This is a genomic window from Yersinia sp. 1652 StPb PI (assembly GCF_041538345.1).
GTDB lineage: Bacteria > Pseudomonadota > Gammaproteobacteria > Enterobacterales > Enterobacteriaceae > Yersinia > Yersinia enterocolitica_E.
On record NZ_JAULSM010000001.1, the window covers coordinates 3,188,241 to 3,202,525 of the forward strand.

A 14,285-nucleotide genomic window follows, 5' to 3' on the forward strand; every position below is an offset into this window, starting at 1 on the left:
AATGGCTACCATTGATTAAAAGCGTGATTCGTCCACATTTAATACCCAAAGAACTTGGCATTACAGTCAGGCAGAACGTGAGTTGATACCGACAAGTTGACATCAGTCAGTGACTCGGGTGAGTGAGCGTAGCGAACACCACTGTAATTTTAAGTAACAACGGTAAACGTAGCACAGCAATTTGGATCGTTACTGGCGAGGTAGCTCCAAGGGGAGTTGTTCAGTGAAATATTTCTTTATGGGTATCTCTATTATGTTGGTGGTTTGGGTTGGCACCTTCATGATGATGGTCGAGTAATATTAACTCGAACCATCCACAATCTGACATCGTATAGAGGGCGCATTCGCGCCCTTTATCATTTTCCTGGCATCATTCGGCGTAACGTATCATCCCGGCGAATATAGTGATGATAAAGCGCGGCCAGTGCGTGAGCGCCAATCACAAAATAGCCTAAATTGGCAATTAGCTCGTGAGTCTGCTTAAGATAACCACGCGCGACATCATCCGGTGTTACCCACTGCGGTACCTGCCACCCCAGCAAGAACCAGGTTTTCCCACCATAAGCCTGAGCCAACACGCCCAGCACCGGTAATGATAAGAACATTAAATACAGACCCCAATGCATAATCTGCGCCCCTAACAACTGCCAGTTAGGTAACCTTGGGGTGATCGCTGGTGTTGTATTGCGCTGGCGCAACCACAGCCGCACCAACATCAGTAGCCAGACAGAAATACCAAAATTGAAATGCAGATTTTTCACTAATGTACGATCTTCATCCGGTACCCTGTCACTGAGTAACATGGCGGCATAAGTCAGAATGATCATCACTAGCGTCAGCCAGTGCAGGGTTATTTGGGGTAGTGAATAGCGATTTCTCATTGTGGTGCTCCACTGACTTCATCAAGTTAATAATCAGTATGGTGCAAAATAGATGAAGAAAACATTAAGGAGGGCGGATAACGTTTTGAACACAAGGTACTTTATTCTGACCGGACAGCGTGGGTCGCCGGTCAGAATAGAGAGTTAGCTATTTAGTTGATGGTAAGCGCGGGGTTAGATACCGTCACCTGAAACCGCTTTACTCGGTTTCAGCAAACCATCAGTACGGAACATACTCTTAATTCCGCGCACCGCCTGACGAGTCCGGTCCTGATTCTCAATCAAGGCGAAACGGACATGAGTATCACCGTAATCACCGAATCCTATCCCCGGCGAAACGCAGACTTTTGCCTCAGACAACAGGCGCTTGGCAAACTCGAGTGAGCCTAAATGGGCGTAAGGCTCTGGGATTTTCGCCCAGACATACATCGACGCTTTGGGGTTTTCAACCATCCAACCAGCCTCATGCAACCCACGCACCAACACGTTACGCCGCTGGCGATATTTTTCAGCGATATCACGAACACACTGTTGGTCCCCTTCCAAGGCAGCAATTGCCGCCACCTGCAACGGGGTAAAAGTGCCATAGTCGTGATAGCTTTTGATGCGAGCCAGCGCATTAACCAATTCCGGGTTACCCACCATAAAACCAATACGCCAACCGGCCATATTGTAGCTTTTGGATAAGGTGAAAAACTCAACCGCAATGTCTTTTGCCCCAGGCACTTGCATGATTGACGGCGCTTTCCAACCATCATATACAATGTCGGCATAGGCCAAGTCATGCACCACCAGCACGTCGTATTGCTTCGCTAACGCCACCACCCGTTCAAAAAATTCCAGCTCCACACATTGTGCTGTAGGGTTAGACGGGAAGCCGAGGATCATCATTTTCGGTTTAGGAATGGTTTCACGAATCGCACGTTCCAATTCACAAAAGAAATCAATGCCTTCGGTCAATGGGACCGAGCGAACTTGCGCCCCTGCAATCACCGCACCATAAATATGAATCGGGTAGCTAGGATTCGGCACCAACACTGTATCACCGTGGTCCAGTGTCGCCAGCATCAGATGAGCCAGCCCCTCTTTCGAACCGATAGTGACAATAGCTTCAGTTTCAGGATCAATATCCACCTGGTAACGCTCGGCGTACCAGTTAGAAATGGCCCTACGCAGCCGCGGTATACCCCGAGAGGTTGAGTAGCCGTGGGTGTCTTCACGTTGCGCGACACTGCACATTTTCTCAACGATATGTGGTGGTGTCGGACCATCGGGATTCCCCATACTGAAATCAATAATATCTTCACCGCGACGGCGGGCCGCCATTTTCAACTCAGCGGTAATATTGAAAACATAAGGGGGTAGGCGATCAATACGGGTAAAACGACGCTTAGCAGGGAGTTCAGCCATAATTTCCTCGAGGATACGTTAGCGCCCGGACCGTCCGAGCGACGCTGACCATCAGATGGTCTGTTTATGAACATATCCCAGCGCTAAAGGGCTGTCGAGTGGCTGGTAACAAATATCTAACTCATCGGAGAAGTTACTGAGAATCAAACTCACTAGCCAGCATCCCTAACACCCAGTCATCACACCATTGCCCGCCAAGTTGATAATTATCACGCAACGTCCCTTCCAACTGAAAACCACAGCGTTCCAGTAACCCGCGTGAAGCATGGTTACCCACAGTAACCGTGGCTTTCATTTTATGAAACTGACATTGCTGGAAACCAAACGCCAATACAGCCAACAAGGATTCTTTGGCAAAACCTTTGCCCTGGCAGGACGGTAACATGGCATAACCCACTTCAGCTTGCTGTAACGGCAACCAATCAGCCAAAAAGCCGGTAAGCCCCATGCTCTGCCCGCTGGCGCGTTCACGAACCACCAGACATAGCCAATGACTGGAGGTCTTTTCCCAAGGGGTTAAACGTGATTCAAACCGCGCGCGAATCTCGGCCATATCCATCGGATCTGCCATATAACGCTGAACCACAGGATCCTGGTATAAGCCTAAAAACAGCGGCCAATCCTGCTCTTTGAGGCTCTCGAGCACCAACCGTGGTGTTCTCAGAGAAATCGGCGAGCTACTGAACATCGGGATCACTGGTGACATTTTTCCCTCGAATTGAAGATGTTAGCCATAAACAGAACGCAGAATATTAAAGAGGAAATTTTTCCATAACCTCATCCCTTTATTCTTCTCCATTTTACTTAAATAATGTTCACTTCAAGATAACAAAAAACAAACAAATGGTCAGCATCGCGCGCGCCATTACCACGGCCCTCCCCTACAGCTATCGGAGAATCAGTATTATGGCTTCATTACAAATAAACGATATTCCCGCAGCAATCAAAGCGGTGAAGCAGCAATTACGTCAGGCGCTGCCTGATTATCAGCAGGTCTTCCAAGCCGTGGAAGAGAATATTCGCCAGCAAGTCACCGAAATCCGCCGTAGTTTGGCGCAGGGTGAGAACCCTGTTCCCCAAATTCATGCCGATGATATTATCAATGGTAACGTCACTGAAGAACAAAAAGCACAAATAAAACAACGAGGATGCTGCGCCATTCTCGGTGTCTTCCCAACGGAAAAAGCAGCAGCGTGGAACCGTGAAATCGGTAACTATCTCGAACGTAATAATTTCGTCGAACGCCTGAAAAATGCGGCGGAAGATAACTATTTCGGTACGCTGGCTGCCAGCAAACCGCAAATTTACGGAATTTACTGGTCAACACCGCAGGTTGAGGCTCGCCAGGATCAGCGCATGAATGCGGTGCAGGTATTCTTAAATAATCTGTGGCAAACCGAGAGTAACGGCAAGCAACATTTTGATGCTAACCGGGTGGTGACTTATGCCGACCGGACCCGTCGCCGCCCGCCAAAATCATCGTCACTGGGCTTATCACCCCACGTTGATGGTGGCTCCATAGAGCGCTGGTTGGATGAGAACTTCCGTCATGTGTACCGCCACGTGTTCTCGGGTGACTGGCAGAAGTATGACCCATTCGCCGCTGAAGGCCGCCCACAAGTGCGTGAGTTCCCCTCACCGGCAGTGTGCTCGATGTTCCGCACCTTCCAAGGCTGGACAGCACTGACACCACAGCGAACCCATGCGGGGACGCTGAATGTTATCCCGATCGCTAATGCCATGGCCTATATCCTGCTGCGCGCATTACAAGATGATGTTGCTGACGATGATCTGTGCGGTGCAGCACCAGGGCGCGCTTTATCCGCCTCTGAGCAGTGGCATCCTCTTTTAATCGAAGCCATTTCCCCTATTCCAGATTTGGAAGCAGGTGATACGGTATTCTGGCATTGCGACGTGATTCACTCAGTGGAAAATGAACATAATGGTGAGTTTGACAGCAACGTCATGTATATCGCGGCGGCGCCATGGTGCGACAAGAACGCCGCATACCTGCCACGCCAGTTAGCCAGTTTTATTGATGGCCGCTCACCACCAGACTTTGCCGCCGATGATTTCGAGGTGGATTTCAGTGGCAGAGCCACCGCCGATAACCTAACCACCCTTGGCAAACAACAGTTGGGTATGGCTGAATAACATTCCTATCAATCCCGTGTTTCTCTGCCAATAATAACGATATAAATAATCTCCTCAACGTTATCTCTGCTGGCGCGACCCGCCAGCAGACTCCCCTGCAATCCGCCGCGTCGATTCACCGGATAACGCGGATAAAGTAGCAGTTGCCGCTCATTTTCCTTATAGTTAGCCGCTTATTCGCCGCCGAATCTGATGGTCCCAAACTAAGATTCAAGGCTGTCGCCAAGAGAAAATAGTGTGCACCAGATATTTGAAATGCTACTGGCGGTGTTTGATCGTGCCGCATTAATGTTGATTTGTTTATTCTTTCTGACTCGCACCCACCTGTTTCGTCAGTTATTGCAAAAAGAGAAGCACACACCACTGGAACTGGCAGCGGTAACCGCTATCTTCTCGTTGTTCGCTATTTTTGGTACTTATTCCGGTATTAACGTCGAAGGTTCATTAGTGAATGTTCGGGTTATTGCCGTCATGTCTGGCGGTATTTTATTTGGCCCGTGGGTAGGTATCATTACCGGGCTTATCGCCGGTTCTCACCGATATTTAATTGATATTGATGGAATTACATCAATCCCCTGTCTGATTACCAGCATTATAGCCGGCCTGATGTCCGGCTATATAAATCTGAAAGTAAAGAAAGAGCGGCAATGGAGTATCGGTATTCTGGCAGGCATGATTTGTGAGTCACTCACCATGCTATTGGTGATTATTTGGGCCAGGCCGACCGCATTAGGTATTGATATTGTGTCTAAAATCGCAATTCCGATGATCTTAGGGGCGGTTTGTATCGGGTTAATTGTCCTGCTGGTACAGAGTGTCGAAGATGAAAAAGAGGTTATTGCCGCGCGGCAAGCAAAACTGGCACTGGATATCGCCAATAAAACCCTGCCCTATTTTCGCAATATCAATGGCGAATCACTGCGCAGTGTGTGTGAGATTATTCGCACCGATATTAAGGCAGATGCTGTCGCCATTACCGACACCCAACATATTTTGGCTTATGTGGGGGTGGGCGTTGAAGCCTATAATATCGGTCATGAGATCATCAGTGATATTACCAAAGAGAGCATTCAGCGTGGGAAGATTACCATCCGCAATAATGATGAAGTCCATCGCACGCCACAAATTCACTCCCTCATCATTATTCCGTTATGGGAAAAAGGTGAAGTCACTGGCTCACTGAAGATCTACTATTGCCATGCACATAAAATTACCTATTCACTGAAAGTGATGGCGGTCGGCTTGTCACAAATCATCTCAACCCAGATTGAAGTTTCCCGTATAGAACAACTGCGCGAAATGGCAAATAAAGCGGAAATGCGCGCACTACAAAGTAAAATTAACCCGCACTTCTTATTTAATGCCTTGAATGCTATCTCGTCCTCAATTCGTATTAATCCAGATACCGCGCGCCAATTGATCATCAATTTATCCCGTTATCTGCGTTATAACCTTGAGCTGAATGACGAACAGATTGATATTCGCAAAGAACTACATCAAATTCAGGATTATATCGCCATCGAGCAGGCCCGCTTCGGCAGCAAGTTAACTGTGATTTATGATATTGACGACGATATTGCGCTGAAAATACCCAGTTTGTTAATTCAACCCTTGGTTGAAAATGCCATTGTGCATGGCATTCAGCCGTGTCGTGGTAAAGGTGTGGTAGTCATTGCGGTTAAAGACAGTGGCGACCAAATAAAAATTTCCGTAAAAGACACCGGTAATGGTATTAACCCAGAGACAATTGAGCGCGTGGCGAATAATGAAATGCCGGGCAATAAAATTGGTTTACTCAATGTGCATCATCGAGTGAAATTACTGTATGGGGAAGGTTTACAGATACGCCGCATGGAACCGGGCACCGAGATCTCTTTTTATATCAGCAAAAATGGCGGCAAAATCCATGCTGACCCCCGTATTCCAGCCGGAGTCTAATCCGTGAAAGCAATCATTGTTGAAGATGAGTTTCTGGCTCAAGAAGAGTTGAGTTACCTGATTCGCCAGCATAGCAACATCACCATTGAGGCAACCTTTGAAGATGGGCTGGATGTGCTTAAATACCTGCAGAACCATCAGGTCGATGCTATTTTTCTCGATATCAATATTCCATCATTGGATGGCGTGTTATTGGCACAGAACATCAGTAAATTTGCCCATAAGCCTTATATTATCTTTATCACAGCCTATAAAGAGCATGCAGTTGAAGCCTTTGAAATTGAAGCATTTGACTATATTTTAAAGCCTTATCATGAGTCTCGTATTGTCACTATGCTGCAAAAACTCGAAGCGCTGCATAAGCGTGAGCACCAAAATAGAGAACAGACCAGCAGTACCAACCACCGTTCTGCGGCGCATACCATCAATTTGATGAAAGATGAGCGCATTATCGTCACTGACATCAATGATATCTATTATGCCGCAGCACAGGAAAAGGTCACGTTGGTCTATACGCGGCGCGAAGAATTCATTATGCCGATGAATATTACTGAATTTTTCAGCCGCCTACCGGAGGAGTACTTCTTCCGCTGCCATCGCTCCTATTGTGTCAATTTAGCCAAAATCCGTGAAATTGTGCCGTGGTTTAATAATACCTATATTCTGCGGCTCAGTGATTTGGACTTTGAAGTCCCAGTCAGCCGCAGCAAGATAAAAGAATTCAGGCAACTGATGCGCCTTTAAATGCATTTCATTCCGCGTGGAATGCAGCTCATTCCCCTTTCGATCTATAGTGATTAGCCCGCCCGTATACTGGTTTCATTCGGCGGGCTGATAACACCTCAAGACAAGATTTCCGGTGCCCCATCAGCGCGTAATCTTTGGCTTCCGACGCTATTGCAAATCATTGTTATGTTCGCAATAGCCATATTCGGGCCACATTGCATTGATGTTTAAGGAGTCCGGCATGAGCAGTAAACCGGTAAATCGTTGGCTAATTGTTGCGGGTACCATCATCGTTCAAATGGGGTTGGGAACTATCTATACCTGGAGCTTATTTAATCAGCCACTGGGAGAGAAGTTCAGTTGGTCGTTAGGGGCAGTTGCAACCACATTTTCCATTACCAGTTTTTCTCTCGCTATTGCCACTCTGTTTGCTGGCCGCCTGCAAGAGCGCATCGGTATCCGTAAACTGACGTTACTTTCCGGTATCATTCTTGGTTTGGGCCTGATTGCCAGCTCTTTTGCCACATCATTGGGAATGATTTATCTATTGGCTGGTATCGTGGTCGGTTTCGCCGATGGTACCGCCTACATCACCACCCTGTCGAATCTGATCAAATGGTTCCCGGAACGTAAAGGGCTGATTTCCGGCATTTCAGTGGGGGCATTTGGTACCGGCAGCTTATTGTTCAAATATGTAAATGCCAGTCTGATTGCCAACCAAGGAGTGTCGCTGGCATTCTTCTACTGGGGCCTCATCGTGATGGTATTAGTAGGGGCTGGCTCTTTCCTGCTACAAGAAAAAGCGGTGGCACCACAGGTCAATAACAGCCTGCAAACCGCCCGTGCCGGGCGTGATTTTAGTGTCAAAGAGATGCTGGCGGTTAAAGAGTCTTACTTCTTATTTATCATCTTCTTCACCGCATGTATGAGTGGCTTATATCTGATTGGTATCGTGAAAGATTTAGGCGTACAACTGGCAGGAATGGACTTGGTGACGGCTGCCAACACCGTTTCAGCCATTGCCATCTTTAATACCGCCGGGCGCATTATCCTTGGCGCACTATCAGACAAAGTGGGCCGTTTGCGCGTAATCAGCTTCACCTTGCTGGTCACCACATTAGCGGTATCCGTGTTGAGTTTTGTTCCACTGACTCATGCGCTGTTCTTCTTGTGTGTCGGGGCGATAGCCTTCTGCTTCGGCGGCAATATTACGGTGTTCCCAGCGATTGTGGGCGACTTCTTCGGTCTGAAAAATCACAGTAAAAACTACGGTGTCATCTATCAAGGGTTTGGTTTGGGTGCTCTGGCAGGTTCGTTTATTGCCGCACAACTGGGTGGATATCAGGCGACCTTTATGGTTATCGCAGTGCTGTCAGTACTTTCCTTGCTGCTGACGTTGATAATCAAACCGCCAAAAGGTGCGGCAACCGAGACTGAAAGTACACCAACCGCAACAGCGGGCGTAACTGCCCGTAGCCATGCCTAATAGAGGGTGACGGAGACCACCATAACTAATACAACTCAGCCAGAGTTTGTAAAGTATGGGGGCTGGTTTAAAGCAATGATGTAAAAAAGCAGAGCCTTGGCTCTGCTTTCATGTTTCAGCGATGGCGAACAAAAACCTTATAATTCATGCCCTAATGTCTGACGCAAGTAAGCGCCGGCCCCCAGCAAACCCGGTTGCTGATGGGTAATCATATAAACAGGAATATCTTGCAGGAAATCTTTGAAACGGCCTTTATCTTCAAAAGCACTGCGAAAGCCCGAAGCTGTAAAGAATTCCATAAAGCGTGGCACGATACCGCCGGCAATATAAACGCCGCCAAAAGTGCTGAGATTCAATGCCAGATTGCCGCCAAAACGGCCCATAATCACACAAAACAGTGATAAGGAGCGGCGACAGTCAGTACAGCTATCCGCCAGAGCGCGTTCAGTAATATCTTTCGGTGCCAGATGTTCCGGTAGGCGTGCATCAGAAATCACAATAGCTCGGTATAAATTAACCAGCCCTGGCCCGGAAAGTACTCGCTCGGCAGAGACATGGCCCAGTTCCTGACGCAATACCGCCAAAATAGAGTCTTCTTCTTCGCTGTTCGGGGCAAAGTCCACATGACCGCCCTCTCCCGGTAAGCTAATCCAACGGCGGTCCACATTAACTAAATGGGCCACCCCCAGCCCAGTACCTGCACCATAAACTGCCACTGGTTTACCCGCTTGAGGCGTTGTGCCACCAAATTGCAACACATCCTGTTCGGACAACACCGGAATCGCCATCGATACTGCCGTAAAATCGTTGATCACCTCCAGATGATCCAACCCCAGGCTTTGCTGCATAGCTGCAATAGAAAATGCCCAAGTATGATTGGTCATCGCCACCCAATCCCCGGTAATCGGGCAAGCAATAGCAATACAGGCATCCTTTACGGTGACGGTATGGTCTGACAGATATTGCTTAATGACATCTTCCAGACTGTCGAATTCCAACCCTGAATATGTTTTTGCTTGTGATATTTCGCCCGTCGCCACAGCGCAAAGCGCCAAACGGGCATTAGTGCCGCCAACGTCACCCACCAGGGCATAGCTTGTCATCAGAAACTTCTCCGTTACAGGGATGCTTAACTTCAACTATGTCCACTGTAAAATCAGGCTGGAGAAACAACAATATCAATGCGCTAAACCCTTTCGCTTTGCGATAAAGATCACATAAAAACGTTTCAGCAACAGCAAAATACCGCTGCTGAAGGTGAAAAATGACGTAAATATTTAGCGTGAATTGCGCCCTTCCTCAGAAACCGGCTGCAATGTCGCAAGCTGGCGCGAGCGGATAACCCGCATCCGCAGGCTGTCATAGGCCCAGTTGTAACATACGGTGTAAGGCAGGAAGAACAAGAAGAAACCGATCTCCAACATAAATGCCTGTAATAGCGAAACACCCAACGTGAAAGCCGCAATAGGTAAGCCTATCAGGATAAAACCACCCTCGAAACCCAGCGCATGGAGTACTCGCACGAGCAGAGTCTTTGCTACCCGACTGACTGGCCAGAAGTGGTCGAACAGACTGTTGTAAACAATATTCCACAGCATTGCCACTGAGGAGAGGATCAAGGCCAATGTTCCCATTTGCAGTATGGAGCGATCCAGTAACCATGCGCCGACGGGCGCACAAATGGCGACGGCAATCACTTCAAACCCAACGGCATGAATAATCCGCTCCAAGAGAGATCGGTGATGAACTTGCATAAAACACCTACTTAAATTAACTGATGACAGATTGTTAGAGGTGATTATCATCGTTTTTTAAGATAGATTAAAAATAGAACCCATCGATAAAATAGATAGTTTATGCATTATTCTCCCGAAGCCTTAATTGCATTTGTTGAAGCCGCAGCCCTTGGGTCCTTCTCCGCGGCGGCCCGTAAGCTACGCAAAAGCCAATCAACTATCAGCACCGCCATCGCCAATCTGGAAGCCGATCTGGGTTTGACCTTATTTGACCGTCAGGCGCGCCAGCCGGTATTAACTGACCATGGTCGCCGTGTGCTATCCCATGTGCAGGAAATTCTGGCGGCCAGCGAACGGCTGGATAATCTATCAATACGTCTGGCAGGTCAGGTTGAAACCCGACTGACTTTTGTCCTTTCTGATACTTATCAACCAACACATCATGAGGACTTACTGCGTCGCTTTGAGCAGCGTTACCCTGATATCGAATTTGAGTGCCTGATTGCCGAAGAGGGCGACGTCATTGACCTGCTGCAACTACGGCGAGCGCATATCGGTGTAGTAGAAGTTCAGTCGTACTATCCACCGGATATTGCGGCCAGCCGATTAGCTGCACAGACTGAAATGGCGATATTCGTGCAGCAGGGTCATGCGCTGGCAAAGCTCCCTCAGGTTCACCCCGAACAACTGGCTACCGCCCGGCAACTTTGCCTCAATACTTACAATCGTACTGAGCGCAACCAGTCGCAAGGGCTAATGTGGTCTGCCCCCAGCTACTTAATGTTGTTAGAAATGGCGGAGCAAGGCTTCGGCTGGGCGATTTTGCCACGCTGGCTGGTGGAGCAATACAGCCGTCAAAAACTGGTCGCGTTGCCCACCATTGGTTGGCCGAAAATGATCTCTATTGATGCGGTTTGGTCGAAAAAAAGCCCACCGGGGCCAGCGGGCTATTGGTTGTTAGACCAATTAACTGGTCGTAATAACAATGTTAGCTAAAAAATAGTGTTAGCTAAAAAACAGTGTCAGCTAAAAAATAGTGTCAGCTAAATCAGATTGCCGCATTACGCGCCTGAATAGATTTCGCCACATTGTTCAATAATTCAGGAATATCCATTTGCGGCAGCACCACCTCGATAAAAGCCAGTTGATCGCAGTGTTCTAGTTGTGCCATGAGTTGTTGTAATTGTTCAACCTCAGTGACAGTGCGGGTAAAAAGGGCTTTATTCCTGCTGAATGCGTGTGGCAATTGGCTCCAATCCCACGCAGCGATATCGTTATAAGGTTGCAGTGGCCCGTGAATAGCTCGTTCAACGGTATACCCTTGATTATTTAGTAAGAAAATTATTGGTTTTAACCCATCTCGCAGCATGGAACCCAGTTCCTGGATGGTCAGTTGGGCAGAACCATCACCGACGAGCAAGATAACCCGTCGTGCGGGGTGCGCCACTTGCGAACCATAAGCGGCAGGCAAACTGAAACCAATCGAGCCCCACAGTGACTGAGCAATAAGAGTACAACCGGAAGGTAAGGTCAATGTGGCAGCACCAAAGCAAGAGGTGCCCTGATCGGTAACCACAATGTCGTTTGGGCGTAGAAAGTGTTGGATGTGATACCAAAACGTTTGTTGGTTCAGTAAATTATGCTGTGTAGCCGGCGCTATTGAATGAGTTATCGTCGGCTGCTGCCATTCGCCTTGTAACGATTTACACAGCTCATGCAGGGCACCAATCGCAGCCAGCATGGGAATCTGACTGAAAATCTGTTTCCCTATCCGTGCCTGTTCCGGCTGGATATCAATACAATTTTCCTGAGTGATATGCTGGCTGAATCCGGCAGTAATTGTATCGATAAACCAAACGCCAACGGTGATAAGAACATCAGCCCCTTCGATATATTCTCTTATACTGGCATCACTGGCCGCCCCGGCGTAAGTACCGATAAACCTCGGATGTGATTCGTCCAGTAATCCTTTTCCCATCAATAATGTCGAATATGGCAGGTTAACCTCCGACACCCAGTGGTTCAATGACTCCCGGCCACCAAATCTATCCGCCAGAAAATCAGCTAACAATGCGACCCGGTGTGCTGACTGTAGCTTTTCACGTGCGGCGTCAATAAAGGCTTGTAATGATGATGGCGATAACAGGGGTTGATAGAGGGCCAAAGCGCCAGGCTGACTGGTGACTGACGCCTGTGAAACATCGCAGGGTAATTGCAAATAGACCGGACGCCGCTGACTTAGCGCCGCCACCAGTAGCCTGTCAATTTCAGCAACTGCATTTTCAGCGGTTAGATTGGCCTGCGCACAGGTGACCTCTTTCGCCATACGGGAAAAATGGCTGAAGTCGCCATCCCCCAGTGAGTGATGTAACAACTCTGCGGCTTTTTGCGAACGCAATGCCGGGGTACCAACGATATGAATCACCGGAAGGTATTCAGCAAAGCTGCCTGCAATACCATTAATAGCACTTAATTCACCGACGCCAACCGTGGTCAGCAGTGCTGCCGCTGGCATCACCCGGGCATAGCCATCTGCGGCATAAGCTGCATTAAGTTCATTGGCACATCCCATCCATTTAATGACGGGATGGCTGATGACACGGTCTAAAAAAAGCAGATTAAAATCGCCAGGAACACCAAATAGATGCCGGATTCCCACTTGCGCCAGACGATCCAAGAGATAATCAGCCACGTTGTAACTGCTTGCCATCATGACACCAACCTTAATACTTATTATATTGCATTAAGTATTAAGCAATTAATCAATAGATCTAATGTTTTGAAATTATTAATTAGCTACCACTGTAATTATTTTCTGACATCCCTTTCTCCGCCTTATCTTGTGATCCCGTTAGCTTACGTCGTCGGTGAAAACGCATACACTAAACTGTCGTTTACTCTCGTTAATAAGGGTCATCATGGTCTATCAGGCAGCTTCCTCCCGTTATCAAGAGATGAAGTATCATCGTTGTGGTCGTAGTGGATTAATGCTTCCGGCAATTTCTCTTGGCTTGTGGCATAACTTTGGTGACAGCACGCTGTACGAAAATAGCCGCAATTTAGTGCATCGCGCTTTCGATAGTGGCATCACCCATTTTGATTTAGCCAATAACTATGGCCCGCCACCCGGTTCAGCCGAGCTGAACTTTGGCCGCATCCTGCAACAAGACCTGCGCCCCTATCGTGATGAACTGATTATCTCTTCCAAAGCGGGATACACCATGTGGCCCGGCCCTTATGGTGACTGGGGTTCGAAGAAATATCTGGTAGCCAGTATCAACCAAAGCCTACAACGTATGGGGCTAGATTATGTAGATATTTTCTACCACCATCGCCCGGATCCTAATACACCATTGGAAGAAACCATGGCCGCATTGGACCTGCTGGTGCGCCAAGGTAAAGCGTTGTATATCGGGTTGTCCAACTATCCAGCGGCGCAAGCCCGTCAGGCCTGTGAAATTCTGGCAAATCTTGGTACGCCTTGCCTGATTCATCAGCCTAAATACTCTATGTTCGAACGCTGGATTGAAGCCGGGCTGCAAGATACTTTGGATGAGTATGGCGTAGGATCTATTGCCTTTTCTCCGTTGGCAGGCGGCGTATTGACGGATCGCTATTTGGCGGGTATTCCGCAGGACTCAAGGGCTGCCAGTGGCAGTAAATTCCTTAATCCCGAGCAGCTTACCGCAGAAAAACTGGCCAAGGTGCGCCAGTTGAACGCATTGGCCCACGAGCGCGGCCAGAAGTTGTCACAGATGTCTTTAGCCTGGGTATTACGTGGCGGGCGGGTGACTTCAGCACTGATTGGTGCCAGCAAAATCAGCCAGATTGACGACGCGGTTGGTATGCTAGCCAACACTGATTTCAGCACCGAAGAAATCAAACGTATTGAAGATATTCTGGTGTAAACGCTCTCGCCAAAGTCCCCCAACAGGGGCACTCCGGTGCCCCTAA

General features: G+C 48.2%; 13 protein-coding genes. 7 read left to right on the forward strand and 6 right to left on the reverse strand.

The genetic code is table 11. From position 1 onward, the window contains the following. Positions 1–223 precede the first annotated feature (223 nt). Positions 224–298 (forward strand): membrane protein YpdK, encoded by a 75-nt coding sequence (gene ypdK, locus Q2T71_RS14565; RefSeq protein ID WP_098057507.1) that lies wholly within the window; start codon positions 224–226, stop codon positions 296–298. Between the two features lie 58 nt (positions 299–356). Here ypdK and Q2T71_RS14570 read toward each other — a convergent pair whose 3' ends face one another. The 3 genes from Q2T71_RS14570 to Q2T71_RS14580 all read right to left on the reverse strand — a co-directional run bounded on the left by Q2T71_RS14570 (position 357) and on the right by Q2T71_RS14580 (position 2,937). Further along, complete coding sequence (locus tag Q2T71_RS14570) at positions 357–881, reverse strand: cytochrome b (protein WP_372559563.1); 525 nt, start codon at positions 879–881, stop codon at positions 357–359. A gap of 174 nt (positions 882–1,055) precedes the next feature. Continuing rightward, positions 1,056–2,291, reverse strand: a complete 1,236-nt coding sequence (gene alaC / locus Q2T71_RS14575; RefSeq protein WP_372559564.1) for an alanine transaminase — start codon at positions 2,289–2,291, stop codon at positions 1,056–1,058. 133 nt (positions 2,292–2,424) lie between these two features. Next, positions 2,425–2,937, reverse strand: a complete 513-nt coding sequence (locus Q2T71_RS14580) for a GNAT family N-acetyltransferase (RefSeq protein ID WP_372559931.1) — start codon at positions 2,935–2,937, stop codon at positions 2,425–2,427. A 260-nt stretch (positions 2,938–3,197) separates the two neighbouring features. Here Q2T71_RS14580 and Q2T71_RS14585 point away from each other — a divergent pair, with 260 nt between their 5' ends. The 4 genes from Q2T71_RS14585 to Q2T71_RS14600 all read left to right on the forward strand — a co-directional run bounded on the left by Q2T71_RS14585 (position 3,198) and on the right by Q2T71_RS14600 (position 8,595). After that, positions 3,198–4,445: a DUF1479 domain-containing protein gene (locus Q2T71_RS14585; protein WP_372559565.1), complete on the forward strand. Its 1,248-nt coding sequence runs from the start codon at positions 3,198–3,200 to the stop codon at positions 4,443–4,445. A gap of 237 nt (positions 4,446–4,682) precedes the next feature. Then, positions 4,683–6,383 (forward strand): LytS/YhcK type 5TM receptor domain-containing protein, encoded by a 1,701-nt coding sequence (locus tag Q2T71_RS14590; RefSeq protein WP_372559566.1) that lies wholly within the window; start codon positions 4,683–4,685, stop codon positions 6,381–6,383. Between the two features lie 3 nt (positions 6,384–6,386). Then, positions 6,387–7,127, forward strand: coding sequence for a LytR/AlgR family response regulator transcription factor (locus tag Q2T71_RS14595; protein WP_372559567.1), 741 nt, complete (start codon positions 6,387–6,389; stop codon positions 7,125–7,127). 223 nt (positions 7,128–7,350) lie between these two features. Further along, entirely contained in the window at positions 7,351–8,595 is a 1,245-nt protein-coding gene (locus Q2T71_RS14600; protein ID WP_083163469.1) for an OFA family MFS transporter, read from the forward strand. Between the two features lie 137 nt (positions 8,596–8,732). Here Q2T71_RS14600 and glk read toward each other — a convergent pair whose 3' ends face one another. Together glk and Q2T71_RS14610 are read right to left on the reverse strand one after the other, a co-directional pair. Continuing rightward, a complete protein-coding gene (glk, locus tag Q2T71_RS14605; protein WP_372559568.1) occupies positions 8,733–9,698 on the reverse strand; it encodes a glucokinase in 966 nt (321 codons plus the stop codon). Between the two features lie 174 nt (positions 9,699–9,872). Continuing rightward, positions 9,873–10,349 carry a multidrug/biocide efflux PACE transporter gene (locus Q2T71_RS14610; RefSeq protein ID WP_083163464.1) on the reverse strand — a complete coding sequence of 159 codons (477 nt, stop codon included), beginning with the start codon at positions 10,347–10,349 and terminating at the stop codon, positions 9,873–9,875. Positions 10,350–10,451: 102 nt separating this feature from the next. Here Q2T71_RS14610 and Q2T71_RS14615 point away from each other — a divergent pair, with 102 nt between their 5' ends. Next, positions 10,452–11,327 carry a LysR family transcriptional regulator gene (locus Q2T71_RS14615; protein WP_372559569.1) on the forward strand — a complete coding sequence of 292 codons (876 nt, stop codon included), beginning with the start codon at positions 10,452–10,454 and terminating at the stop codon, positions 11,325–11,327. Between the two features lie 52 nt (positions 11,328–11,379). Here the strand turns inward: Q2T71_RS14615 and Q2T71_RS14620 are convergent, their stop codons facing one another. After that, positions 11,380–13,041: an alpha-keto acid decarboxylase family protein gene (locus Q2T71_RS14620; protein WP_372559932.1), complete on the reverse strand. Its 1,662-nt coding sequence runs from the start codon at positions 13,039–13,041 to the stop codon at positions 11,380–11,382. Positions 13,042–13,249: 208 nt separating this feature from the next. Between Q2T71_RS14620 and Q2T71_RS14625 the strand changes: the two genes are divergently transcribed. Further along, positions 13,250–14,239 (forward strand): aldo/keto reductase, encoded by a 990-nt coding sequence (locus Q2T71_RS14625; RefSeq protein WP_372559570.1) that lies wholly within the window; start codon positions 13,250–13,252, stop codon positions 14,237–14,239. The last annotated feature ends 46 nt before the right edge of the window (positions 14,240–14,285 follow it).